This window comes from Hyphomicrobium sp. MC8b (assembly GCF_905067615.1).
Classification (GTDB): Bacteria; Pseudomonadota; Alphaproteobacteria; order Rhizobiales; family Hyphomicrobiaceae; genus Hyphomicrobium_B.
In genome coordinates this window covers 2,051,680-2,075,616 of the sequence record NZ_LR898465.1, presented here as the reverse complement: position 1 = coordinate 2,075,616, position 23,937 = coordinate 2,051,680, and the positions used below count along the sequence as shown (strand labels likewise).

Here is a 23,937-nt window from a genome sequence, read left to right as displayed (position 1 = left end):
TCGTCTTCGGTGACAACGTCCATGGGCTTGTCGATATGTTGCGCCGCCGCAGACCGCGACGCAACAATTTTTGCCTACGAAGTCGCCGATCCAGAACGTTATGGCGTCGTCAGTTTCGACGCATTGGTCAAAGCGCTATCCATCATCCAAAAACCAACGAGTCCAAATAGCGTTGGGCCGTCACTGGCATCTATTTCCACGATGAGCGCGTCGCTGACCTCGCATCACGCGTTACGCCATCGGCACGTGGCGAACTTGAGACCACGACGTTGAATGAAATATATCTAGCGCTTGATGCGCTCCACGTCGAAAAGATGGGTCTTGGCTTCGCGTGGCTCGACACGGGAACATTTGAGAGCCTGAAGGATGCGGGCGATCTCGACCTGCGAATATAAATTAGATGCAATTCATATATCAGCTAGCTTGTAGTCTGAAATATGCCTGTGGGCGGAGAGAACCTGCGTGAAAGCGCGCCTCGACCTCTGCCGGTTGCGTTGGTCATAATTCTATCCCAATTGGTGATTTCCCGTAAGATTGGATATAAATTGCAGCATCAATTGGGGCAAACTGGGCATGATTAAGAGATCAATTGATATTAGCGCTGCAGCAATTGTCGTTTCATTTATTATACTTAACGGTTTGTGGATTCGATTTAATCGCTACGGCGGTGCGCTCGATATTGATGAAGCCGGCTATCTATACCTCGCGACATCTGATTTTCTAGGCTATCTAAATGGTGGAATCTATGGATGGTTCTCTGCCGTATTCAGCCCCAGTAGCCAAGCTCCCATCCAACCCGCCCTGGCCTCCATCCTATTTGTCATCTTCGGACCAGACCCATACCTAGGGTTCGTTACGTCCATCCTGTGTACGGCCGCAATGATCGCCGTAACCTATTTAATGACTGCGACGATTTCCTCTCGAAGTGCCGCAGTCCTAGCCGCGGGTCTAGTGGCCACATGCCCACTTATAATTGGATTTTCTCGGGCATTCGAATTTGTCCCAGCCGCCTCGCTCACATCGACGCTCGCTCTTTATTGCCTTGTCAAGTCGGACCGAATGGAAAGCAAACCATGGAGCGTCTTGTTCGGTGTTGCTTCCGCCCTGCTCCCATTATCCAGAACGATGACGTTGGCGTTCTTGCCCGGCCTCGTTTTGGGAGCGCTCGTATATGTCGGCGCGAAGAAAGAAAATCGGCAAGTGCGGCTCTTAACCCTCGCGCTATCACTTACCTTGGCCGTTTTCATCATGGCCACATGGTTCATTCCGAACGGCAAGTACGTCTTCCCATATCTTCTCAACTTTGGCTATGGAGCTCGATCAACCGAGTACGGGCCTGCCGGAATTTCTATTTTCTCCATATTGGGATGGCATCGGACAGCAACGGACTTCTTTCACGCCATACAATTTCCGCTGGCAGTTATTGTCCTGATCGGCATCATCGGGGCTTCACTTTCGGCTGCGCGAGCCCAGTACTCCGACCTGTTGAAATCTCCGCAGATACCCTTGATCGTATTTGTCCTTTTCGCCTTCGCCGCGCTGTCTTCCTCCAGCAACCGAGGCTGGGGATTCTTAGGCCCTCTTATTTCTCCCGTCATGATTATCGCCGCCATCGGCATAACGAAGATTTTTCGAGAGTATCCTGCGTACAAAGCTATATCTCTAACGTCATTGAGCGCCCTTTGCGCTCTGCCGGTGCTCCTCATGACAATCGCGCCAGACAGGCAATTTCTTGCGAAAATTCCCTCAGTCGGTGACGTGACCATGATCGACACCCGAAGCAACTTGCTGATTTATCAAAGTGCGAGCGGAGAACCTACTGCGTCCCTGGAAACAGGGAAGGCTTGGCGAAGGCTCAGTGAAACGTTAGCCTTCAAATATCGCAATGTGACCGCGATTGCTTTCGGCACCCGACACCTCTTTTTCAATACCAACACACTGTCCCTTGATCAGTTGCGCCTCCTCGGAAGAGGAATTTCCAACTATCAATTCGACCCAGTGGGGGAACGAAATGATTTGCCAAGATATATCGCGTGGCTGACTTCTCCTCCCGTTTCGACATCATGTGTTTTGTTCACATCGACATCGAAAACGGGAGATTTTTTCACCAAAACCTTTGATCACGTTGCCATGGAACAAGCCGCCAAAGCGGCAGGTTTTCAGAGGGCTGACTCGATGGCCATGCCAAACGGCGCCTTACTTGAGGTTTGGAAACGCCTGACCAGGGAATGCCTGAAGGAGTGGGCTTCTAATTTTGAGGATCAGAAATCGAAAGACCTCGCGAAGCAATGAAAGCATAACGCCGGTAAAGTGGATCAGCAGGGATCGTTATGATGACGCCGTCCCACAACTGCGACAACGAATTTGCGTTCAGAATCGGTCCAACGAAAATTTTTAATATTCATCACAGCCTCGTATCGGCTACAGCACGCCCCCAGACGAAGTGGGAGTTGGTAACGGAGGCGTTATTTACATAAACGGTTGAAACCTGCTGCCCAGTGACACTGAGGGCATTGACATCTACCGCACCATTTTGATCGCGTAGGACACCTTTTCAGATCAGCGACGGTGGCCAACTACCAACACTGATGCCAACGTTTTTTGCCAATGCCAAACGTCAGCACATACTTACGAAATAATATAGGCCAGATTTTAAAGGGTTTTTGTCAGCGTCAGCAAACGTCAACGCTCACGGAATTGGCTCTCCCTACGGAAGTCGATGACGGGAAACCCACGAAGTGGCATAGATTCGCGATCAATGGCGACAATGAACGAGAGCTATCTGCCTTCCCTGGCTTATGGCGCCTTGAACGGTCCGATCAAAAGGGACGATCCAACGTCGAGGTTGACGTCTATTCGTTCATGACGACCGGCCCTGACGGTTAGCATCGACCATAGCGCATGCCGTTCTGCTAAAGCGTGGCGACGAATTTGAGATATGGCTGCCGGGTAAGCCATCAGAGGCATTTGCCTTCGCGCGCAGTTTCGATCCAGCGAACATGCGCATCGTTCAAAGCGGCCTAAAAAAAAATGGATTTGCTCACCGCTCGACATCAGAGCTCTTAGGAATTCGGCAAATTGAAACGGTCTCGATGTGCGGATGGTAGGAACGCAAGTCGAAGCGGAACAACCCAGCGGCGGGAATCTTTTGCAAGCAGAAAGCAAGGAGATGCCCGATGAAAAGCTATCTCTCAACGTCCTCGCCGCCGCTTACTTACTGATGGCCAGTACGGCAACGCTCCCAGCATTCGCAGCCGACAACATTCAGACGGCAGATGAATTCCGCACCAGCAAGCTCGTTTGCGCGAAGGTCTAGTATTCGATCCGGCGAGTCTGTTCCCGCCTGCCGATCCGCTAACGTCAACATCCAAATCGATGAGTTGGTCCAATCGCTTTTCGAATTGCGCCCGACATAATTCCTTTAGCCGCAAAGCCATTCGTTCGCTGGATCGCCTTTGAGCTCATCGGTATATCTAGCGACCGAAGTTTGGCGTTGACGGCTTCCACCAACCAGGTTTTGATTTGTCAGCTCTATCCATGTTCTGGGTCGGCTTATTCGTCAGTTCATCATCCTGTCGTCATGAAGTCTCTCGATGCCCCCTGTCCTTCCTATTATCTCCCATTTAGAAGAAGCGATGAAGAGCTGGCTCGGAGACCTTCACGGATACAGGCGACAATGGCTTCGTCCGCTCTGGGAGAATGCACTACATATGCGGAGTAAGAAAATTCCGGGGCGTTCTCGACGAGCGACAGCCGACCATCTTCCAGATATGGGCAAATGAAGCCGCGCCGAAAATATCCGCGGCCGCCGATGGCCAATATGTATTCGAGGGCAAGTGGGCCATAGCTGACCGCAACTGTGGATGCAGGCTCATCCGGAAAAGCCGAATAATATGCGTCGGCGAATTCTTGCCCCCAATCGATTTGAACGGTTTGCGATGTACAGTGTAACGAGGACGGACGATTTGACTCCGCCAGCACCAATTTTTCTTCGAAAATGAGCTCGGCGACCAGACCAGGCCGCCGCGGCGCGCCATAAAGAACGGCGGCGTCAAGCGAACCCTCCTGCACCTGATCTATCAGACGATCAGCGGTGTCGACCCGTACCGAAAGAGCAAGTTCAGGATGCGACTGACGCATCCACACCAACCAAAGCGGAACGATCGGATGCGAGATGCTGAGTTCCGCCCCCAACATTACGACTGTATCCTGCGCCTGAGACAACCGGATGGATCGCGTGGCCTGATCTGCAAGCCTGACGAGACTTACAGCGTATCTTTGAAATTTTTGCCCTGCCGGCGTTAATTGCGTCCCGACTTTGTGGCGGACAAAAAGAGGACAACCCAACTCTTGCTCAAGAACACGGATACGTGCGCCGATCGCAGTCTGCGTTACGTGCAAATTCGTGGCAGCCGCTGCGAAGCTTCCCGTTTTGAGGACCTCAAGGAATGTGCGAGCCGCAGTGATGTCCATGTTGTATCAGGTCTAACCAAGCAGGCAAAGAACGAGGACAGAACCCACCGCGCCGACGTTTTCAGTTGCCAAGCCCAAGAATATCGTAATGCGATGGGAAATCCTTGTTCCATATTTTCGCTGAAACGGCAAACTTCACATTATACGATTTTCAATACGGAAAAATCTGTCGGTCAACCTGAAGGGCCTTGAGAAAAAGACCTTCCAGAGATGCGCGTTTCCCGTAATTCCGAAGCCTGCCAGCCGCCTCCCAGCGCCAAAAAAATTGCGATCTGATCCTGACTGACTTCCGTCTGCCCAGCAGCATAAGCTTGCTCCGTTGCGGCGAGGCTGCGGTCGGCATCCAAAGACGTCAACGCGTCCGCGCTTCCGCCCCGCCATAGCCTTCGTGCATCCTCAGCGACTTTCGCGGCTCGATCCCGCGCCTTCTTGAGATTTTTCAGCCGGTCGAGGTTGTAGGCATAGTTCGTGAGTGCACTTTCGATTTCACGAAGCGCGGCGAGAACGGTTTTATCGAATACGGCAAGGTTTGCCCTGGTTCGCGCCTCAGCTGCAGCAATTCGCGTACGCGCCACATTCTGATTGATATTCCAACTGATCACCGGGCCGACGCCAAAACGATTGGTGAGCGGGCCAAACACGTCGGTCGCGGCGCCTTGGGTTCCGACGGATGCGCCGATCTTGACGTCCGGATAAAGCTCGGATGTTGCAACCCCGATCATTGCGGTCGATGCTGCAAGCCGGCGTTCGGCAGCACGCACATCAGGACGGCGACCGAGAAGGCTTCGCGCGTCGCCGACCATTATTCTCGACGCCAGCCGCAGCGGCCGGTGGCAAGCCAGCAGCGAACGGTCGTAGTTCTCCGGAAGTTGGCCGATCAGTGTCGCCAAGCGATAGGCCGCGTTGATCTGGCGCGCTTCAAGCCGGGGGATACGCGCCTTGAACTGCTGATAAAGGCTCTCCTCCCGATCAATATCGAACGAGGCGACTCGGCCATTCGTCGCCATCGTTCGGGTGAACGAGATGGTTTGCAACTGGACGTCCGCTGTCCGGCGTGCGGACCCCAATTCGTTTCCACTGTTGCAAATATCGGCATAAGCGCGGGTGGTGTCGGCGACGACATTCACGCGAACCAAATCGCGCGCAGCCACAGCCGCCTCGTCGTTCGCAGACGCAGCCTCGATACCCCGTCTTATACCGCCAAACAGATCGAGGTCGTAGTTGATCGCAATACCCGTGTTGGCGATTTGATGCTGGGGCGGTTTGATGTGGCTGAGATCCGCCTCTGCCGATTGCTGGACGTAAGTCGTCTCGAAGGCTGCGGAACCATTGATTTGCCGGCCCGTCTCGGCCTCGGCAAGTAAAGCGTGGGCCTGTTCGAGGTTGGCCTCGGCGATCCGCAGATCGGTATTAGCACGCAAAGCCATCTGAATATGATGAGAGAGCGTTGCATCGTCATATAGGCGCCACCAGTCGGCAGGCGGATCGGCGGTATTTGTTGCATCGGCGCGCGACGCGAATGCTCCATTTGCCGAAGGCGCATTTACGAGTGCTTGTTCCGGCAGACGATAGTCTGGCCCCACGGTGCATCCACAGAGAAATGGCAGACACATCCATATTCCAGTCCGGGATACTCTCACCACGGGAAGCTCCGCTTGACCGTTGGCTCTCCGGGTCGGGGTTTTACTTCTACCGTCGCCGTCTGGCCGACGATCAACTTGAGACCCGATGGGATTTCATCGATCGCGATGCGAACAGGAATGCGTTGTGCGAGTCGAACCCAGGAAAAGGAGGGATTGACGTTTGCCAATGCGGACTCGCTGTCGCTACGTTCACGGTCCGCGATCCCTGACGCTATGCTCTCCACGTGACCACGCACCGGCTCCCCAACGCCCATAAGAAAAGCGACCGCCGGATCTCCAACATGGATCGCCGGAACTTTTGTCTCCTCAAAATACCCTTCGATCCGCATCGACTTGGCGTAAACGAGCGCAGCGACGGCCTCGCCAGCCTTCATGTAAACGCCGGGCTGGAGGGTCATGTTTGAGACATACCCATCGACTGGCGCGCGAACGTACGTGCGGTCGAGATTGAGTTTTGCGAGATCGCGAGCCGAAGCCGCTTCCGCCACGCGCCCGCGCAGTTCGTCGACACGCGCGCTACCCTGCTCGATCTTTTCAGCTGCGATAAGGGTAGACATAGATCGGTTGCGTCGATCCTCACGCTCCGCCTGCGCAAGCATTGCCTCAGCACTCGCAAGCGTGGCGGTCGCGCGCTGAAGTGCCAGCTCGTATCGTGGCCGATCCATCACCAGCAGGACTTGGCCTCTACGAACGAATTCGTTGTCCTGAACGCAAACCTGCGTGACGAGTCCCGAAACGTCCGTCGCAACCTGAACGACATCGGCCCTGACTTTCCCGTCGCGCGTGATCGGGTCAATTTGATATCGCTGCCAAAGTGCCTGGAGCCCTGCAAGCGTCAGCGCCACAAGAACTAAGGTCCCAAGCGTTCGGCTCCAAAGCAAACCGTCCATCATACGGGAAACCTTGTCGGCAGGAGGTGTCCGTCCGCTAGCGTCGCCAGGCCCCACCAAAGGAGCATAAAAACGGCGATGTCGAAGAGCGCTGGACGCCAACTGATGCGGCTCAAAGGCAAACGATGAAGCAGCGGGCGCAGCCAATACGTCAGCAGGATTGCGAGACTCGCCCAGCACAAAGCCGCAGGCACATACACGCCGAAGATCTGCACCTCATCGATCACGAGGGTGATGCCCCGTTCGCGAGCGGAACCGACGGCATAAGGTTGCAACGGATGCCCACGGCGGCGAGAAGTGCTTGGTGCCGAATGGCATTGTTTTCCATGGTTTGTATGGATGCGATTGCATTCTCGAGCTTTGACCAGAGAGACTTCTGCGGTGGGGTCACGACCCCATCGATGCGGCGCTTGCGGAACAATTCGGCGATTTCCGCCAGCAATACTTCGATCGATCGTTCTATTTCCCCATGCGCAAACGCCGCCACGCGCAGATGCAGAATATTCCGGCCAATTCGAATGTCGTTAAGCCCGTCCGCGGCATGAAATTCATCTCTCTCACTGGAAACGGCAATGCGTGCAGCAATTTGGCCGGTACGATCGATCGCTCGGGTGGTCCAACTTCCAAAGTCCGGCGTGCTGCGCATGGTCGCGAGCTCCTCAAGTTCTTGCCACTGTGCCCTGACCATGCGGTATGCGATCCAGTCCACTCCGGCAGACCGGAAGAGGCGTGTCACGGCAATCGTCACGACGATCCCCATGACTTGCGCGATACCCGTGTTGACGAATGATGCAAAATCCGGCTGAAATGAATCGACGAAGCCCAATCCGACGATGAGACACGAGAACATCGGCAGCGCGACTGCAGACCGAGCCGGATCAGCTTGGATATAGCCGATCCCAATCAGTGCCGGAGCTAGCGCTAACGACAGCATTGGGTAGCCATCTACGCGGGGTAACACCGCGAACATATAGATCGCAGCAATCGGAAACGTCGCCAGTGTTGCAAAGAGATAGCGGCGTATGGCGGGAGCTGGATCTTCCTGGGCAGCAAATGAGCATGTGACGAGGGCCGCGAAAGCTGCTGTCGCCGATCCGGCAGGCCATGCGAGCAATATCCAGATCGTACAGTAGAGAACAACCGCTGCTGACATGGCCAAACCTGCAAGGATCGCCAAAATGCGATCCTGCCTCAGCGGCGAAATCTTATCAGCAACGTCCTCCGAGGAAATATGAACCGGCGTCCCATCGAGCGCGGCGACAAGAGTTTCCGCCTCGCGTATTGCCTCGATGAATTCCGCCAACCGCTCCGCGAGGCTCGCTGCAATCCAAGAAGACCAATCCGATCTTGCGCTATTCTTCTTAGCCAGCGACCGTGCACGCACCACCAGCCTACCACCGCATTCGTCCGGGGGTGGCCTATCTGTTTCCTGGAGCCAAGCGCGGCTTTCGCCGATCAATTCCATTAAATCTTTGTCCGCCTCCTTGCCGGCAAGCAAGTCAAGCCGATGCGCAACGGCGGATGCCAAAGGAATCAACGATGCGAGGCGGCGTTGCAAAACGTAAACGAGCGCACGCGTTCTTCGATGTCCGCTCATGTCGTAAGGAAGATGCATCGCAATTAGTCCGAGTTCAGCGACGTCAGCTGCAATCTGCTGCCGACGCGAACTGCCCAAGCCCTTGTGTTGAGCGTCGAACGCACCTTCTGCCCATTCAGCCGCGTCGCGGAGAAAACGACGCCCGCGCTCCTGGACAATTTTTCGAGCATCCAAAGGCCGCGTCAGCGAATGAGCAAGCGTGACAGCAAGGATCGCGACCGTCATTTCCTCGACACGCGAGATGGTGGTCATGAAGATATTTGATGGATCGTCAAGATAGGGGAAGCTAATGACTGCCGCGCTGAAACCGGCCATTTGGAAAAGGAAAGCGCGCGGGGTTCGGTCGGAAACGGCAAGATATATACAAAGTCCCGTCCAAGCCGCGAGACTGAGAACCAAAAGTCCCGGTGAATTTTGCAGATTGGGAACCAGCACGATTGCGGCGGCCGCACCGAGGAATATCCCGATCAGGCGATAGGAGACCTTAGGCCGAAGCGCTCCCGACATGGGTTGCGCGGTCACATAGACCGTCAGGATGGCCCACCAGGGGCGCGGGAGGTCGGCGGCAAATGCGATACCGAGCGTCAGGACACACGCCAAATAGCTGCTCAAAGAAAAAAGCAGCTTTTGAGGATCACATAAGAAGAAGCGGTGATAACAAGCGTGTGCGCGAGCCAATTCGGACATGAGTTGACAGATGCATTTTCCCTAAACGCGCAATCGAGCCGAGATGATCGATTCCCGCTCATCACGTTCAGACCACTCCCACATCTGTCGATTTCACTCAAAATCATATAATTGCGGTGTGACCGCAAAAAATTTTTAGCGATCGACCGTGCGCACGCGGAGCAGCGATCTACTCCCTCTCTCCTAGCCCGCCAGCTTTCCCCTGTGCATCGACGCACTGCGATGTCGGACTTGGGGTTTCTCTGTGGTTATGGATGATTTAGCCTATCGGTTGTGCAGCACGCCTCGCGGAGATCCGATAATTTCGTGCCGGATTTTAATTTGATGCGCCCCTCACCTCAGACGCTAGAGCAGTAGGATGTTGAAGACCCGGCTCACCGATATGTTTTCACTGCGCCATCCGATCATAGGAGCCCCTATGGCCTTCGCTGCAGGCGGTCGCCTAGCTGCTGCGATATCAGACGCTGGCGGCCTCGGATTGATCGGCGGTGGCTACGGAGATTCGAAGTGGCTGGCAGAACAGTTCGCGATCGCGGGAAATCGGCCCGTCGGATGCGGGTTCATCACTTGGTCGCTGGGTAAACAGCTTCACGTGTTGGACCAGGCATTGTCCCAACATCCCAAAGCGATTTTGCTGTCCTTCGACGATCCCTTGCCGATTGCGCCGCGGATAAAGAGCTCAGGAACCCCCCTCATCTGTCAGATACAATCCCTTCGCGATGCGGAGCGGGCGCTCGAATGCGGGGCGGACGTTGTAGTTGCACAGGGTTCGGAGGCAGGTGGCCATGGCGAGAAGAGAGGTACGATCTCGCTCGTTCCGGAAGTTGCCGACCTTATCGCAAAACGCGGCTCCGACGCGGTTCTCTGCGCGGCGGGAGGGATTGTCGACGGCCGAGGCGTTGCGGCCGCGCTCATGCTTGGCGCGGAGGGCGTGCTGGTTGGATCACGCTTGTGGGCTTCGCAAGAGGCAAACGTTGGCCCACGCATGCACCACGCCGCGCTTGCCGCGACGGGTGACGATACCGTTCGTTCTCGTGTTATGGACCTCGCACGCAAGTTGGACTGGCCGCCTCGCTATACCGCGCGGGTACTAAGAAATGCTTTTACCGATCGTTGGCATGGTCGCGAAAGTGAGTTGATGGCTGTTGCCGACGTTGAAGCCGAAAAGTATCGCGAAGCATGGATCGACGGAGATCCAACCAGGAGCAATACGTTCATAGGTGAAGGCGCGGGGCTCATTCATGATATCGAACCCGTTGCGAACATCATCGCGAAGATGACCGCGGATGCATCAGATTATCTCTTAAAAGGCAAAAAATTTGCAATCGTCGGCGAGGGTGAACAGCCCGGATCCGATAGCGTTGGGACGGGCAATCTGCATAGGTAATTTCTACCCGCCGCGAGCGTAGACAACGAGTTCATAGAGCGTACGCCCCGGACGGATGCGCTGGCGGCTCTTGGAATCGCAATCTACAGGGCACACGCGCTTACATCGCTATGCACTCCAGAGATCGGGTTCAGATAACGTCAACGGATCACTTCAGAATCAAGGACGCGGCGGACGTCTGCTCGCAGAGCTGGAAGTAGATTGGTTTCAAACCAAGTATTGCACGCAAGCCACTTGTTGTTGTGCCATGAGGGATGTGGCAGCGGAAACCTGCGAACAAATGGATCCGCGTCATAAACTTCGCGCCATTGCTGAACCGTCCGATTGACACCCTGCCGTGCTGCCACCTGTCCCAGGTGCCATCTTTGGGCGTACCCGCCGATGATCAAGTATAGCTTCACATTCGGCAAATGAGCGAACAACTTTGCTCTCCAAGTTTCTGCACATTCACGGCGGGGAGGATAGTCGCTGCCATCCGACCTCAATCCTGGAAAGCAAAAACCCATCGGGATGATCGCGAACTTGGAAGAGTCATAGAACACTGATTCATCGATCCCGAGCCAGTTTCGCAGCCTGACGCCCGATGGATCATCAAATGGCCGGCCGGTTTTATGAACACGTGTCCCGGGAGCTTGGCTAGCGATGCAGATGCGCGCGGCTTTTGAAACCTGGAGGACGGGTCGCGTCTCATGAGACAGTGGCTTCCCATAGACGGGATGCTCGCGGCAGATGCGGCATGCACGAATAGACGCCAGCAACCCGTCAAGATCGTTGGAACTCGAAGACGAGGTCATAGCCCTTCACATGGCGGCGACGGGCTTCGAATAGCTTCCAATTCTGGCCGATAGTGGTCGTCAGTTTTCAACTGTTCAGGCATCTCCTCGGCCGAGTAGGACGTCCCTAAGCACCACCGCGTCGTTGTACTCCTCGTCGCGTGCGCTGTAGATGAGGGTAACAGTGTGTGTATTGGCGAGTTTGCGAATGCTATTCAGCAAATCCCCATGTTGGCGAAGCTCGGCTCGGTAGCGACGCTGAAATTCAGTCCAGCGCGCCGGATCATGACTGAACCATTTTCGAAGCCCCGTGCTCGGCGCAATATCTTTCTCCCACTTGTCAAGCGAAGCCTTCTCTTTACTGAGACCGCGCGGCCAAAGCCGATCAACAAGAATGCGAATGCCGTCTTCAGGAATTGCTGGTTCGTAGGCTCGTTTCAACTGCAGATGAGAGGCCTGAATATTTACTCTTGGCATAGGACGCTTCCTCAGACCGCCTCAATCTCGCCCGCTATTAGACGCGCCGTGATCGAAGTACATTTCGGGCGCCACTGAGCGATTTTATTCAATCGTGATTGACGAGCATGTTTGCGACACGTGTGAAATGGCGCATCAACTCGCTTTTCGCATCACTCGATATGCCCACTTTATCGATAGCCATGTTCATACATTCAAGCCAAGTATCGCGCGCTTCTGCGCTGATTTCGACATGTTCGTGCATCTTGCGAACGTCAGAGTGTCCGTATCTCTCAACATACAGCCTCGGACCACCGAGAAAGCCGGACAGAAATCGAAACTGTTCGATCCGCGAATGGGCAACGCCATGTCCCCTTAGATGCAAGATATTGAGTATCTCTGCTCGCGGTTCCGTTTCCACGATATCATAAAACGCTTCAACCAATGCCCGCGTCGCTCCCTCACCGCCGATCCGGTCATAGAGCGATGACAAAGTTCTTTTCGACGTCGCGTCAGCTCGCATATCTGAGATCATGTCCGTCTTCGCTCCAAGACTGGATGGAGGTATCCAGGATATAGCGTTGCGTAAAAATCGCCTATGTCCGGTTCGCATCTACCAGCGAACGTAAGCTTTCTAGATCCATGTGGAACTGTCCCAAAAAAGAATGGCCCCTTTGCAGGTGAGGTGGAGGTGTCGTCGACCATATCCGCCAACGGAGCGAACCGCCTCGGATGTCGATCCTCTGCATGGTCTCGCCGGCATCATTGACTTGCCCTCAAGATAACGAGCGGCGCGCTTGACAGCACCAAACGCGCGGTCTGTTGGCGAACTCGGCGATCACCTCGAACTCTTGCCTTCGCTCGCTGCCTGCCGTCGGTACTGTGCCGGCGTCAAACCGACGTGCTGCTTGAATGCCCTCTGGAACGCGGCTTCGGATTGATAGCCCACATCCTCGCCAATCGCCGAGACCGATGTGGATGTTGCTCTCAGCGCGTTCGCTGCCGCCGTCATGCGCACATCGGTGAGAAGCTCGATAGCGGAACGGCCGAGGCTCTGTTGGAACTGACGTATGAACGTGGCTCTCGACATTCCGCACAAGTCGGCGAGCCCCGGCAGCGTCCAGGGATGACCTGGGTCAGCGAACATAGCCGACAAGGCGCCCGCTAAACGCGGATGTCCCGCCAACGTGAGCAACCCGTTAGGAGCAGCCTGGTCCTCGCTAGCCAATCGCAGTGCGAGGGTGAAGAGCACAGCCGACAAAGCACCAAGCATAGCTTGGCCCCCAAGGTTCTCTTCGGCCGATTCCGATCGCATCAATGCCACGAGGTTGGCAAGACGGGCTCGCGCCCCCGGCTTGGCAGCCTTCACTAAGTGTTCGGACGTGCTGACCACCAGTCGCGGCGGTAGATAATTATGGATTAGGAGTGCGTGCTCTACGGAGAAGAGGAAGCGGCCACAGAGCATGTCGAGTTGCTCCCCCTGACCGTCATTTTCGTCGATCGTGATAGTCGCGCCTTTTCTCTGTCGAATTGGCGAGGCGGCTTGGCCTCCGCCATCGTGCAAGACATGAGCTGGTCCTCGCGTCAACAAGAGGATATCGCCAGCATTCAGCGTACGAGACGGCTCGCCATCCGTTCCTTCAAGACGAGCCGATCCAGCAAGGACGACGTGATAGGGGATTTCGCCTGGTTCCGATGGCTCGTACTCGAGCCGCCAGGGTGCCGCGAAGAAGCAGCGGTGCTCGGCCCGGCCGCTAACCGGCACGATGTGCAGCAAACTGCTTAGCCAATCGATATGCGTCATCTCGAACCTCAAATGAGACGATCTAGCATATAATTGCACCATCCTGGCATTATAAATCTCATTTGCACGACTATGATGACTTTCATCGACATCAAGCCAGATGCGATCTCGGAAGCCTTCACCTTCGCAACTGGCTCTACCATTGAGGAGAAATCCAATGAACGTCATCGCTCAGCTTCTCGGCCGCACCGGTCTACTGAAACTCGATTACAACCTGCTCCGTGCCGCAATGGTGATCATCTTCGCGTGGTTCGGTTACGACAAATGGTTCGAAGCAGAAATCAGAGGGTTGCTGCCCATCATCACCCATGGGCCGTTTATCTCCTGGACCATTCCGGTTTTGGGCATCCGCGGCACTGCTATCTTTCTCGGCGCCTCAGAATGGACCTTTGGGACGTTGCTGTTTCTGGGTTTCTGGAACAAGAAACTGAGCATGCTCGGCGCCCTCGGTTCGACCTTCACCTTCATCGCTACCTTCACGGTCCTGCCGTTCGTGCCTGACGCGTGGGATGCCGGCGCCGGAGGCTTTCCAGCCATGACAATTAATTCGGCCTTTCTTCTGAAGGATCTCGTGCTGCTCGCGGTCTCTGTCTACCTTCTGAAGGAAGACGTTCAACGGGTCCTCAACGAGCAGCCGCGCTAAACGTCTGACGCAGGGTCCCTCGCTGATTAAAGCGCCATAGGGCGGTCCGGAAATACCGGGCCGCCCTTTAGCGAACCTCATCCAGGCTTGAGCACCTAAATGATCGTCATCATCGACGAGATCTGCTTACCAGTAAGAGCGGGTGCCCCTCAGGGACGATCGCCTTAGGCGCGCGGCGAGGAAAAGAGCATTCGTGAAATCCCTTTTTAGCGCACCAAAGCTCTATTCTTTGGCGCGCATGACGCGCAATCGAACATGGCGCACGTAGTAAGATGCGTCGAGCATGCCGGCCTGCCAGAAATTTCGACTGAAAAGCACGGTGCCTACGCTGCGAAACAGCATCCCCGTCCGCATGCTAAGGCGGCCACCGCGATAAAGCATCCGCCGGCCACCGACGATGATCGCGACCACGAGCAAGAACGAACTTTCCCAAGACAGAAGCGCGATACGTCCCAAAGGCAACGCCCCGCGCGTGACGCTCAGATGCGCCGCTTTTTCACCGAGCTCACTTAGACGTAGGCGCAGCGCGTTCTCATCTCCCAGGCTACCGATAAAGCGATAGCTTCCGGACGCAAGCACATGGACATATCCGGCTCCTGTCGCACCGACCACCGCGTTGCCGTACTCAACTCTCTTCAGGCGCGCCAGCCGTTTCTTGAACCAGATGACAATGCCGGTGAGCGATAAGACGGCAACGACGAGCCCCATGAGCGACAGCAATATGCGACCGGGAAGACCTGCGATGCGGCCGGAGTGCAGAGGAAATTGGAGTTGCATGAAAATGTCGGCGGCTGTCCCGGCCCACGGGATGCTATCGCCAAGCATGCCGCCGGTCTTGCCATCAAAATAGAGCGTTTTCGGCTCCATTCCACCGCTGCCGTGCTCTTCGCCGGCTTCGAAAAACGAGACGCTGTAGATGCCGGTCTGCTGATTATAGAACGTGCTTCCCAGCGGCTCCTGCCATGAGCGCTTCGCCGCTTCGGCTGCGGCGATATTCAAAACGGATGCGAACGACAGCTGCGGTGAGATGGGCTTGTCGATCGGAGCCGGGGTCCGCGTTTCCCCGACGTCCGGCGTCAAGGAAAACACTTTGGAGAGAGCGGGACGCACGACCTCGTCGCCAAGGTTCATCGAGATCGAGGTAAACGCGAGGATCAAAAGAAAGAGCCAAGTCCACAGCCCAAAGGCCCGGTGAACATCAAAATTCAGGCGATAGGCACTGGCATTTCTCTTGATGCGCCACGCCGGCGCCCAGCGGCCAAGCCAGCTTTTTTCCCGATGCGGCGATGAGATGGCAATCGCGCTGGTAGCACCCCGCTTCGACTGCGGAAACGTCAACCAAAGGCCGACGAAGCAATCGAACATCCAGACGATGCCGACAATGCCCATCAACCAGATTCCCCAACCGTCGAACCCGAAAAAGTCCGGAACGTGCATCGAATAGTGAAGCTTATAGAGGAACGGGAGAATGTCCCGGCGATCCAGGGAGATTTGGCCCCAATAGCGTTTGCCCCTCACCTCGCCTGTCGCCGGTTCGAGATAAGCTTGGTTGTAGTTGAGTTCGAACAGGCGCCCCGTCGCCGGATTGACTCGCGGCTGGATGAATAGTCCTGCCGTTTTTCCTGGCTCGTAGGATAGCGGAAAATAGGTGACGCGCGCCTGCGGATTCGCCGCTTCAAAACGCGCCACAAGTTCGAGCGGCGGCAACGGCGGCCCGGCCAGCTTCGCTTCGAAAAGATCCGGATTGAGCCATTCGTCGAGTTCGTGATCCCAAGAGATCACGGCTCCGGTGAGACCGGCCACAAACAGAAAAGCAGCAATGAAGAGACCGGCCCACCTATGGACAATAACGAGTAAGCCGCGCACTTCGCCTCCCTGCCGCACCATTGCAAACGAAGACGATTGTACCCCGACAAATATTGACTTGAAAAGTAAAGAATGTGTCGCTAGCGTGTTCTGATTGGACGTGATTGCGGGGTGGCAATCGCGTTCCAGTTGTGTGGGGGAAGACAATGTTTGCGAAATGGCCAAGCGCCCGCGTGCGGGCGCTAAGTGTTGCTGCGTCCTCGATTCTAGCGGCGCCTGCCGCCCGCGCACAAGAAGCCGTGCCCGTTCCGATGCCGGAAATCGTAGTTCAGGGCCAAAGCCAAAAGCAGCCTACTGCGAAGAAATCCGTTTCCAAACCGGCGAAGACTGCGGCGGCAAAGTCGCAGATCACGAAAACGAATGCCCCTAAGACTCCGCCTCCACTGAGCGACGGATCGAGCGTGTCCCTTTCAGCAATCGACGGCTATGTCGCCAAGGAAAGCTTTGCTGCGACGAAAACGAATACGCCTTTGATCGAAGTACCGCAGTCGATCTCGACCGTGACGCGCAAGCAGATCGAGGATCGCGCTCCGCAGAATCTCAGCGACGCAATTCAATATGTGCCCGGCATCCGGACCAATCTTTCCGGCTACGATCCGCGTTTCGACACCTTCAATATTCGCGGCTTCGACGCGACATACACCGGCATCTATCGCGACGGCTTGCGCCAGATGAGCAGCGGCTTCGGACAGTTCCGCACGGAACCTTATGGCCTCGATAGCATCACCATTCTTCGCGGCCCGACGGCATCGTTATACGGCTCAAGCAACGCCGGCGGCATTGTCGATATGTACTCGAAGCGCCCGACCGAAACGCCCTTTCGCGAGCTCGAGGTGCAGATCGGCAATTACGATCGCTACCAAGGCAACTTCGATTTCTCCGGCCCGACCACACTTGGCGATAATGTGCTTTATCGCTTTACCGGCCTTGTGCGCGACAGCGATACCGAACTCATGGGAACGCCTGACGATCGCCTCTATCTGGCACCGGCCGTCACGTTCAAGTTCGACCCGAATACGAAGCTGACGATCCTCGGCGAATACATGGACGCCACGACGGGCGCCAACACGGCCTGGTACAACGACTATAGTTCCGGACACGCGCATCGGACGAACATCTGGTCGGGCGATCCGAATTTCCAGCTTTTTGACCAGACGCAAGAACGCATCGGCTACGAGTTCGAGCACCGCTTCAACGATATTTTCACCTTCCGCCAAAAGGCGCGCTACTCGCATCTTTCGTCGACCGGCAGATACATTGATATCGTGGATGAAATCGAGCCGGACATTTGGAGCCGCGCCAACGGCATCGTCATCAGCGACGTGAATAATTTCGTGGCGGACAATCAGTTGGAAGCTCGTTTCTCGACGGGACCACTGAAACACGTGGCGCTGGCTGGCGTCGACGTTGCTTATGTCTGGTACAAAGAGGGCATGGGCTTCGGCGAACCCATCGAGGATGGCGGTATCGTCCCTCCCCTCGTCAATTACAACTATGGCCAAACACACATCCCGGCGCCCGCGATCCAAACGGTGACGCATCAGGATCAGATATTGACCGGCACATATCTGCAGGACCAGATCAAGCTCGACCGATGGGTGTTGACCCTGGGCGGCCGCCACGATTGGGTTACGACCGACACCGACACGGACGGCGACGATCTCAAGCAAAGCGATGCGGACTGGACCGGCCGCGCCGGCCTCACCTATCTCTTCGACTCCGGCTTCGCGCCCTACATCGCATACGGTACAGGCTTCGTCGCAAACTCCGGGACAGATTTCATTACCGGCAAACCGTTCAATGCCTCGAAGTCGGAATCGAAGGAAGTCGGCTTCAAGTATTTCGTGCCAGGCTACAACGCATCCATCTCGTCTGCCGTCTTCGACATTCAGCAGACGGATGGCGTCCAAGACCAGTGCGCGGACATCAACGGTGTCACCCAATGCGGCTCCGTTCAGACCGGCGTACTGCGCTCGCGTGGTTTCGAGATCGAGGGCACAACCACGCTCGACAACGGGTTGAGCCTCTTGGCCTCTTACTCCTATGTCGACATGCGCATCGAAGACAATGCAAATGGCAATGAAGGCAATGTGCTTTCGAGCATTCCCTTCAACACCGCATCATTCTGGGGCGATTATACGCTCCGGTCGGGACCGGCGGCTGGGCTCGGATTTGGCCTCGGCGTCCGCTATATCGGATCGAGCTTCGGCAATGATGAGAACACATTCAAGAACGCAGGACATACGCTCTTCGATATGGAGTCGCATTACGATCTCGCCCGTCTCGACCCAACCCTGCGTGGCGCTCGTTTGCAGTTGAACATCAATAATATTGCCGACAAGCGTGTCGACGTATGCTCGTCCGATTATTGCTACCTCGACCAGGGCCGCACCGTGATCGGCAGCTTGCGTTATCGATGGTAGCACAGAACGAGATGGGGAGCCGGCTCAGCGGTTGCTTCACCCGCGGGCGGCGAGATCGTCGTAAATATCCAGATGGCGGGTTGCGATAGCGGGCCACTCGCGCTCTGCCAAGCCGTTCGCAAGTGCTACGGCGTCAATGACGGGAGGCTCGGATGCCATGACGTGCGCCACAGCATCGAGCGGCCCAGAACAATGAGTTGTAACCACACGCAGCCAATCGGGCGTCTGTACGGAGTGCGTCGTTAGTACGGTCACGCCGTGCTTCAGGCAAGCCAATGCAGACCCCCGCTTGTCGGTGATGCCGTCAGGGAAAGGGAGATAGGCATGACTAGCTTGCGCCAGCTCCTGTGATACCTCTCTACTGTCCAAGTTGAGGCGAAGATCGACTCCGTTTTTTTGGGCACTCGCACGGACAAGTGCCACAGTTGGCGAAGCCGGATCAACGACAGCTCCAATGAATGCAATGGGAATGTCTGAGCCTTGCGCACGCAGCGCGGCTACGGCTTCGATGACACGCTCGAGGCCCTTATTTTCCCCTATCTGCCCGAAATAGATCAAACGTCGCGGCGGGTTCTCTCGGCGAACGGCATGAACTGGTATGTTATTGCCCACCGGAACGACCGTGCACACACGCGCCGCAAAAGGATACAACGAGAGGAAGGCGCGCCGTTCTTCGGAATTCGAAAAGATGATCTGCTTTGCCCCCACAGCAATTGGCAGGCAATAAAGTTTGCGCGCTGCACTGAATATCCGAAACTCGTGCAGCGTCACCACTGAGTTTGTGCACAAAAAGGTCAAAAGCCCCCACCATGGTGCTCTGCCCATTTGCATACTCGGGTACTGTATATGGATAACATCTTGTCGATATGCGCTGGCGACCCGCAGCGTCTCTTTAAGCGACCATCGATCGACGAGCGCACATTCCGTTGCACCATTCATTTGTGAAAGTGCATCGACCAATCTCGTCGTGTAATCGAGGACACCGCACCGGTTGTCGGGCTTGCCCGCCAATACATGGACGACCCGCACCTCAATTCCCCTTTGCGATCAGAATTGCAAGGGAGCGGACTCCATCTTCGCACGTAGCGATGTGATGATCACGTAGGCCTCCATCTAAGCCACTTTGTGCGGCCTGCAGAACGCGCGCCGAAATATCATCAGGCTGCGCATCTCGGTCGTCGAAGAAGTAATCCACGCGCCGCGTCAATCGATAAAAGCCGCGAACTTTAGGATCCCATCCAAGTCCCACCGAAGGGACTCCGACAGCGTAGGAAATGATCGACGCGTGAAGGCGCTGCGCCACAATAGCGTCGAAACCAGCGACACGACTGACCAAATCGGCGTCGTCCCTGGGAGCGATGGCGGAACCATCGTACGCTATGCCACGCTCGCTGAGTTTCGACCCCAAGCGATGCGCCGCGCGGATGTCGCCAACCTCACCGGTCGTGAATAGATAGACGTCCACACCGGCAGCAACCAAATGCTTCGCAGCGGCGATCCAAAAAGCATCGTCAATCCCAGTCGGCGCATCGCGAACAGCCCTCACGACCGCGGGCGACATGATGCCAAGCCCAACGCGAAGACGCTGACGGGGCGAGCGCTTCGCAATCTCGAAAGTCCTTGCCGCAAGCAAGCCTGGGTCAAGCGCGATCCGGATATTTTCCTTTCGCCAACCGGTAGCGACGAGATGATCGGCCGATTGTTCGTCACGCACGCTTATACTTGCGATGGAAGCATCCTGCAGAAAGCGGTGCAATTGTTTGCCGGCCGCCTGCTGCCACGTATTGGGATGGGATACGCCCACGGAGTGTATGTGGATACCGACACCCAGTTCGCGCGCAAATTCAGCGACAGCGTTGAGACGCACGGGGAAGTATTCAGTCGTCGCAGTAATTAAATGACCTCCTCCGACGACAATCGCGGACACTGGTCGCTGGTGCACAGATGTTTTCCACTGAGACAACAGCCGGCTGCGCGCACGACGCACATTAAGCTGCGTCTTGAGACGACGCGGAACAAGCGTGCGAACCACATCTTTTGCGGACCAAGCCGATATAGCTGGCTCGCCCTCGGGTCCGCTCTTTCCGTCGATATCCCAACCATCAACACCGCAATCCAGTTCGGATCGCAAGGCTGCATGAAGACATCGACCAAGCAGCCGATCACCAAGATTGGCGCTGAAAAAATCGTTGAAGCAAAGAACGCTCAGTTCTGCACCTTTCACGCTTCGACACGGTCGATAGTTCCGTCGGATTGTTCGGGTTTCTTGATCGGACGGACGAACCCACTGCTCCGGGTCTCCGGAGATTTATTAATCACGATGCCAAGCAAGCGGCTTGAGATCACCTCCGCGTTCTCAAGACACCGCTCCAAATCGGCAATCGGACTGCCCCAGCGACACACCATAAGAACGCGATCTAAAAGCAGTGCAATGGCGCGCGCATCGACATGATCGAGCATCGCCGGAAGATCAATGATAATGTAGTCAAAGTTTCCTTGCGCTCGCTGCAGCGCTTGATGCATGGCGTCGCAACTCAGGATATCGGCGGGGTGCGCGGGTATTGCAAAATTACTCTGCCCCACAAAGCTCAGATTGTCCGCCAGGCGTACGACCGAGAGTGTTTCGTCTACGCCTGTAATAAACTTCGTAAATAATTCTCCGTCCCGCTCGCAGAAACATTTCGCCAATGTCGGATTGCGCAAATTGGCGTCAATCAGTAGCGTTCGACTTCCAGATTGAGCAGACAGCAAAGCGAGATTGTACGCAACCGTCGTCTTGCCATCATGAGATGTCGGTGAGGTCACACCAATCGCGCGAGTTGGCTTCTGCAAATCAAACTGACTGAGCGCGATCTTGATTTTCCGAAGCTCATTTTCGGCAGCATTCGCGCCGCTCCCGGAATTCCCGACGAGCACAACGGGCAGTCCTTTGTCACGACCGAATAGGCCGGTACGCACCTTACATAACGGAAGCGGCTCGAAGACTCGTACCCCAAGCGCTGTCGACAACTGTGATCGCGACCGCACTGGAGCTTGCACAAACTCTGCGCCGAAGGCGCCGAGCGTCCCCAGCGTGCAGCCGGCGATCAACGAAAGCGCCAATACGAGTGTGGTGCGCGGCGAACCGGGAATATTCGGTGGAATGGCTCTGGTTAGCACGCGGGCGGAAGTCGACGGAATTGCAACTTTCTGAAGCTGCAGCGCTTGGGTGTAACGGTTCAAGTAGGCTTCGTATCCTGCCCGCGCTATTCGTGCTTTGGCAGCCAGATCTAACGCTTTTCCGTTGTCGGCGGAAACTACGCCCGACGCTGCCGTCTGGCCCGGACTAGAACCGGTTACAGTCGCATCTCGCGCCGCCTTCTCAGCGCGCGTTGCTTGATCTCTTAAAACCACGAGACGGTCTTGCATCCATTTATTAGCGCGCAGTTGCGATTCCTGACGCGCGCCGAGCTGTTCTTCGATGTAGCCGTCGGCAATTGCGTTTGCTATTTTTGCAGCCTTCTCCGCATCGATGGACGTTGCGTCAATCTCCGCGACGTAACTCCGCCCGATGCGATCGATCTTCAATTTCGCTTGAAGATTATCCAGTGCGATCTCGCGTGGATTCGCTTTGTGCGCCGGACCTTTGCCAATCGGAGACAAAGCAAGCAATCGCGAAAGAAAGCCTGGTCTTGGCTTGCCGAACTCAGGATCGTCAGCGAGACCGAGTTCGTCTATTACCCGCAAAGCAAGGCTTCCCGAGCGGACTGCCTCCATTTGCGATTCAATGACCGTGCTGTCGACAACAGCGTCGCTCGATGCCGCATCGTCATCGGGAGCCTGTCGGGTTTCGGTAAGAAGAACCGCTGTCGCGATATACTTTTTGGGCGTAACCGCGAGAAATAACAGCGCCGCGGAAAGGCAGCCAATCACGCTAATGATGATTATGCGATGCTGGTATTTAAGCACGCTCGCGATTTCACCGATCGACCACCGAGGCGATCTCAGCTCACGCACGTTTTGATTAAATTGCAGCACTATTCTGATCTTCTCTCATCGGTTTGCGGAGCAGGCGCGCTGCTCTGCGGAAAATGCAGCGCAACGTCAACGACATCTCCGGGTCTCAGTTCCTCATCTTGTGACGCTTTGAGGCTACTGACGCCGGCATCCGTTTTCCGATGAATTAGAATGCTGGGCTCTCCGCCATTTCCGCGCACAAGTTGGGATCGAACAAGCCCTGTGTAGATCAGCTTATCGCCAAGAGCCTGCAACCGCGCACGCGTTTGGCTCAATTCAAGCTGCGTATCGTGCAATTCCGTCAGAAGCCCTTGGCGTCGTTCATCAGGGAGCTTTTGAAGTTGTGCGGCCAAGTCCGCTCGATCCCTTTCGGAGACACCTCGCTGCGCTACGGTTTGCAGATACCGCGTCGATGACAGGAGAATTGTGCGACGAGCTTCAATGACCCGCGTGATGGGCAGCGTTTGCCTTCCGAACAGCTCCTTCACGCGCTCCAATTCCTCAGTATCCGCCTGGACACCAAGCTTCTCTTTGTCCTCTTGTTGAGAGAGCGCCGAAATACGATCGTTTTCGGTCGCGATCGCTGACTGCAGGTAGTCGCTTTGCTTCTTGTTGAGGCTATTACGCGCAGAGAGCTGAGCCTCCTCCAGATCAACGATATTCTTCACACTGCTCGCAGAGATCGGCGTTGCCTGGAGCGCCTTGGAATCGAAGTTGGCTTTCCCTGCAAGTTCCGCTTTCAACCTCAGAATCTTCGCCTGCTGCGTGGCAAACAGCGTCCACTGGGCGTCGTAGTCTGCTCGGAAATCGGCTTCCTCCAAAAGTGGATTCTGCGCTCGAAAACGCATCACATCTACGCCGCCCGCAAGAGCAATAGCTTGGCGAACGGTTATTCCCGGCCTGAATGACTGTTGTCCGGGCTGCGAGACGTCGCCATTAACGTAGATCGGACGATATTCGGCAATAACGACCGATATCTCATCCGCTGCCAACATCACTGAGAGTTGGCGGCCATCACTCGAACGGCGTTGGAGTACTTGTGAGGATACCTCACTGCGAACCTTCGCTTGGAGCTCAGACACAGTCATGCCCTGGGCTTTCAATTCACCCACCAAGGGAAAACTGATCTGCCCATCGATGTCGACTGTCGCGCGCGTCTTGAGGTCTGGTGCCGAGGCCGCGCTGAACTCGATGCTATCGCCAGGTTGAATACGATAACTATCGTCAGCCAGGCTTGCGCTCGTCGTGGCCAGAAGGATCGGCAGATATAGAAAAACAAACCGCAATTTTTTCATCAAC

21 protein-coding genes are annotated in these 23,937 nt (G+C 55.8%); 7 read left to right on the top strand and 14 right to left on the bottom strand.

The features are described 5' to 3' along the window. The first annotated feature begins 21 nt into the window (after window positions 1–21). The 4 genes from ACLB1Z_RS10045 to ACLB1Z_RS10030 all read left to right on the top strand — a co-directional run bounded on the left by ACLB1Z_RS10045 (window position 22) and on the right by ACLB1Z_RS10030 (window position 3,316). Window positions 22–273 carry a sugar phosphate nucleotidyltransferase gene (locus ACLB1Z_RS10045; RefSeq protein ID WP_409563175.1) on the top strand — a complete coding sequence of 84 codons (252 nt, stop codon included), beginning with the start codon at window positions 22–24 and terminating at the stop codon, window positions 271–273. Further along, on the top strand, window positions 189–395 hold the full coding sequence (locus ACLB1Z_RS10040) for a sugar phosphate nucleotidyltransferase (RefSeq protein ID WP_409563255.1): 207 nt from the start codon (window positions 189–191) through the stop codon (window positions 393–395). Before ACLB1Z_RS10045 ends, ACLB1Z_RS10040 begins: the two co-directional genes overlap by 85 nt. Window positions 396–573: 178 nt before the next feature. Next, window positions 574–2,292 (top strand): ArnT family glycosyltransferase, encoded by a 1,719-nt coding sequence (locus ACLB1Z_RS10035; RefSeq protein ID WP_409563174.1) that lies wholly within the window; start codon window positions 574–576, stop codon window positions 2,290–2,292. Between the two features lie 877 nt (window positions 2,293–3,169). Next, window positions 3,170–3,316, top strand: coding sequence for a hypothetical protein (locus ACLB1Z_RS10030; RefSeq protein ID WP_409563173.1), 147 nt, complete (start codon window positions 3,170–3,172; stop codon window positions 3,314–3,316). A 296-nt stretch (window positions 3,317–3,612) separates the two neighbouring features. On the opposite strand, the gene ACLB1Z_RS10025 is transcribed toward ACLB1Z_RS10030, so the two are convergent. The 5 genes from ACLB1Z_RS10025 to ACLB1Z_RS10005 all read right to left on the bottom strand — a co-directional run bounded on the left by ACLB1Z_RS10025 (window position 3,613) and on the right by ACLB1Z_RS10005 (window position 9,215). Next, entirely contained in the window at window positions 3,613–4,473 is an 861-nt protein-coding gene (locus ACLB1Z_RS10025; RefSeq protein ID WP_409563172.1) for a LysR family transcriptional regulator, read from the bottom strand. A 173-nt stretch (window positions 4,474–4,646) separates the two neighbouring features. After that, window positions 4,647–6,056 (bottom strand): efflux transporter outer membrane subunit, encoded by a 1,410-nt coding sequence (locus ACLB1Z_RS10020; RefSeq protein ID WP_409563171.1) that lies wholly within the window; start codon window positions 6,054–6,056, stop codon window positions 4,647–4,649. Window positions 6,057–6,109: 53 nt separating this feature from the next. After that, window positions 6,110–7,009, bottom strand: coding sequence for an efflux RND transporter periplasmic adaptor subunit (locus ACLB1Z_RS10015; protein ID WP_409563170.1), 900 nt, complete (start codon window positions 7,007–7,009; stop codon window positions 6,110–6,112). After that, the gene (locus ACLB1Z_RS10010) at window positions 7,006–7,221 is read right to left on the bottom strand and encodes a DUF1656 domain-containing protein (RefSeq protein ID WP_409563254.1); all 216 of its coding nucleotides are present in this window, start codon (window positions 7,219–7,221) and stop codon (window positions 7,006–7,008) included. The genes ACLB1Z_RS10015 and ACLB1Z_RS10010 overlap by 4 nt, the downstream gene beginning before the upstream one ends. A gap of 8 nt (window positions 7,222–7,229) precedes the next feature. Next, window positions 7,230–9,215, bottom strand: a complete 1,986-nt coding sequence (locus tag ACLB1Z_RS10005; protein ID WP_409563169.1) for an FUSC family protein — start codon at window positions 9,213–9,215, stop codon at window positions 7,230–7,232. 493 nt (window positions 9,216–9,708) lie between these two features. Between ACLB1Z_RS10005 and ACLB1Z_RS10000 the strand changes: the two genes are divergently transcribed. Further along, window positions 9,709–10,677: an NAD(P)H-dependent flavin oxidoreductase gene (locus ACLB1Z_RS10000; protein ID WP_409563168.1), complete on the top strand. Its 969-nt coding sequence runs from the start codon at window positions 9,709–9,711 to the stop codon at window positions 10,675–10,677. Between the two features lie 140 nt (window positions 10,678–10,817). On the opposite strand, the gene ACLB1Z_RS09995 is transcribed toward ACLB1Z_RS10000, so the two are convergent. The 4 genes from ACLB1Z_RS09995 to ACLB1Z_RS09980 form a co-directional block, all read right to left on the bottom strand. Then, window positions 10,818–11,471 (bottom strand): uracil-DNA glycosylase family protein, encoded by a 654-nt coding sequence (locus ACLB1Z_RS09995; protein WP_409563167.1) that lies wholly within the window; start codon window positions 11,469–11,471, stop codon window positions 10,818–10,820. Between the two features lie 75 nt (window positions 11,472–11,546). After that, the gene (locus ACLB1Z_RS09990) at window positions 11,547–11,927 is read right to left on the bottom strand and encodes a DUF488 domain-containing protein (RefSeq protein ID WP_409563166.1); all 381 of its coding nucleotides are present in this window, start codon (window positions 11,925–11,927) and stop codon (window positions 11,547–11,549) included. A gap of 88 nt (window positions 11,928–12,015) precedes the next feature. Beyond that, the gene (locus ACLB1Z_RS09985) at window positions 12,016–12,441 is read right to left on the bottom strand and encodes a group II truncated hemoglobin (protein ID WP_409563165.1); all 426 of its coding nucleotides are present in this window, start codon (window positions 12,439–12,441) and stop codon (window positions 12,016–12,018) included. 303 nt (window positions 12,442–12,744) lie between these two features. Then, entirely contained in the window at window positions 12,745–13,710 is a 966-nt protein-coding gene (locus ACLB1Z_RS09980; protein ID WP_409563253.1) for a cupin domain-containing protein, read from the bottom strand. 157 nt (window positions 13,711–13,867) lie between these two features. Between ACLB1Z_RS09980 and ACLB1Z_RS09975 the strand changes: the two genes are divergently transcribed. Next, a complete protein-coding gene (locus ACLB1Z_RS09975) occupies window positions 13,868–14,353 on the top strand; it encodes a YkgB family protein (RefSeq protein ID WP_409563164.1) in 486 nt (161 codons plus the stop codon). 222 nt (window positions 14,354–14,575) lie between these two features. On the opposite strand, the gene ACLB1Z_RS09970 is transcribed toward ACLB1Z_RS09975, so the two are convergent. After that, complete coding sequence (locus tag ACLB1Z_RS09970; protein ID WP_409563163.1) at window positions 14,576–16,219, bottom strand: PepSY-associated TM helix domain-containing protein; 1,644 nt, start codon at window positions 16,217–16,219, stop codon at window positions 14,576–14,578. Between the two features lie 146 nt (window positions 16,220–16,365). Between ACLB1Z_RS09970 and ACLB1Z_RS09965 the strand changes: the two genes are divergently transcribed. Next, a complete protein-coding gene (locus ACLB1Z_RS09965) occupies window positions 16,366–18,642 on the top strand; it encodes a TonB-dependent siderophore receptor (protein ID WP_409563162.1) in 2,277 nt (758 codons plus the stop codon). A gap of 36 nt (window positions 18,643–18,678) precedes the next feature. Here the strand turns inward: ACLB1Z_RS09965 and ACLB1Z_RS09960 are convergent, their stop codons facing one another. Genes ACLB1Z_RS09960 through ACLB1Z_RS09945 form a run of 4 tightly spaced genes read right to left on the bottom strand, consistent with a single transcriptional unit; the run spans window position 18,679 to window position 23,933 of the window. Then, window positions 18,679–19,671, bottom strand: coding sequence for a hypothetical protein (locus tag ACLB1Z_RS09960; protein WP_409563161.1), 993 nt, complete (start codon window positions 19,669–19,671; stop codon window positions 18,679–18,681). Between the two features lies 1 nt (window position 19,672). Further along, window positions 19,673–20,866, bottom strand: a complete 1,194-nt coding sequence (locus ACLB1Z_RS09955) for a polysaccharide pyruvyl transferase family protein (protein ID WP_409563160.1) — start codon at window positions 20,864–20,866, stop codon at window positions 19,673–19,675. After that, complete coding sequence (locus ACLB1Z_RS09950; RefSeq protein WP_409563252.1) at window positions 20,863–22,638, bottom strand: AAA family ATPase; 1,776 nt, start codon at window positions 22,636–22,638, stop codon at window positions 20,863–20,865. The genes ACLB1Z_RS09955 and ACLB1Z_RS09950 overlap by 4 nt, the downstream gene beginning before the upstream one ends. A 20-nt stretch (window positions 22,639–22,658) precedes the next feature. Then, window positions 22,659–23,933 carry a polysaccharide biosynthesis/export family protein gene (locus tag ACLB1Z_RS09945; protein WP_409563159.1) on the bottom strand — a complete coding sequence of 425 codons (1,275 nt, stop codon included), beginning with the start codon at window positions 23,931–23,933 and terminating at the stop codon, window positions 22,659–22,661. Between the last annotated feature and the right edge of the window lie 4 nt (window positions 23,934–23,937).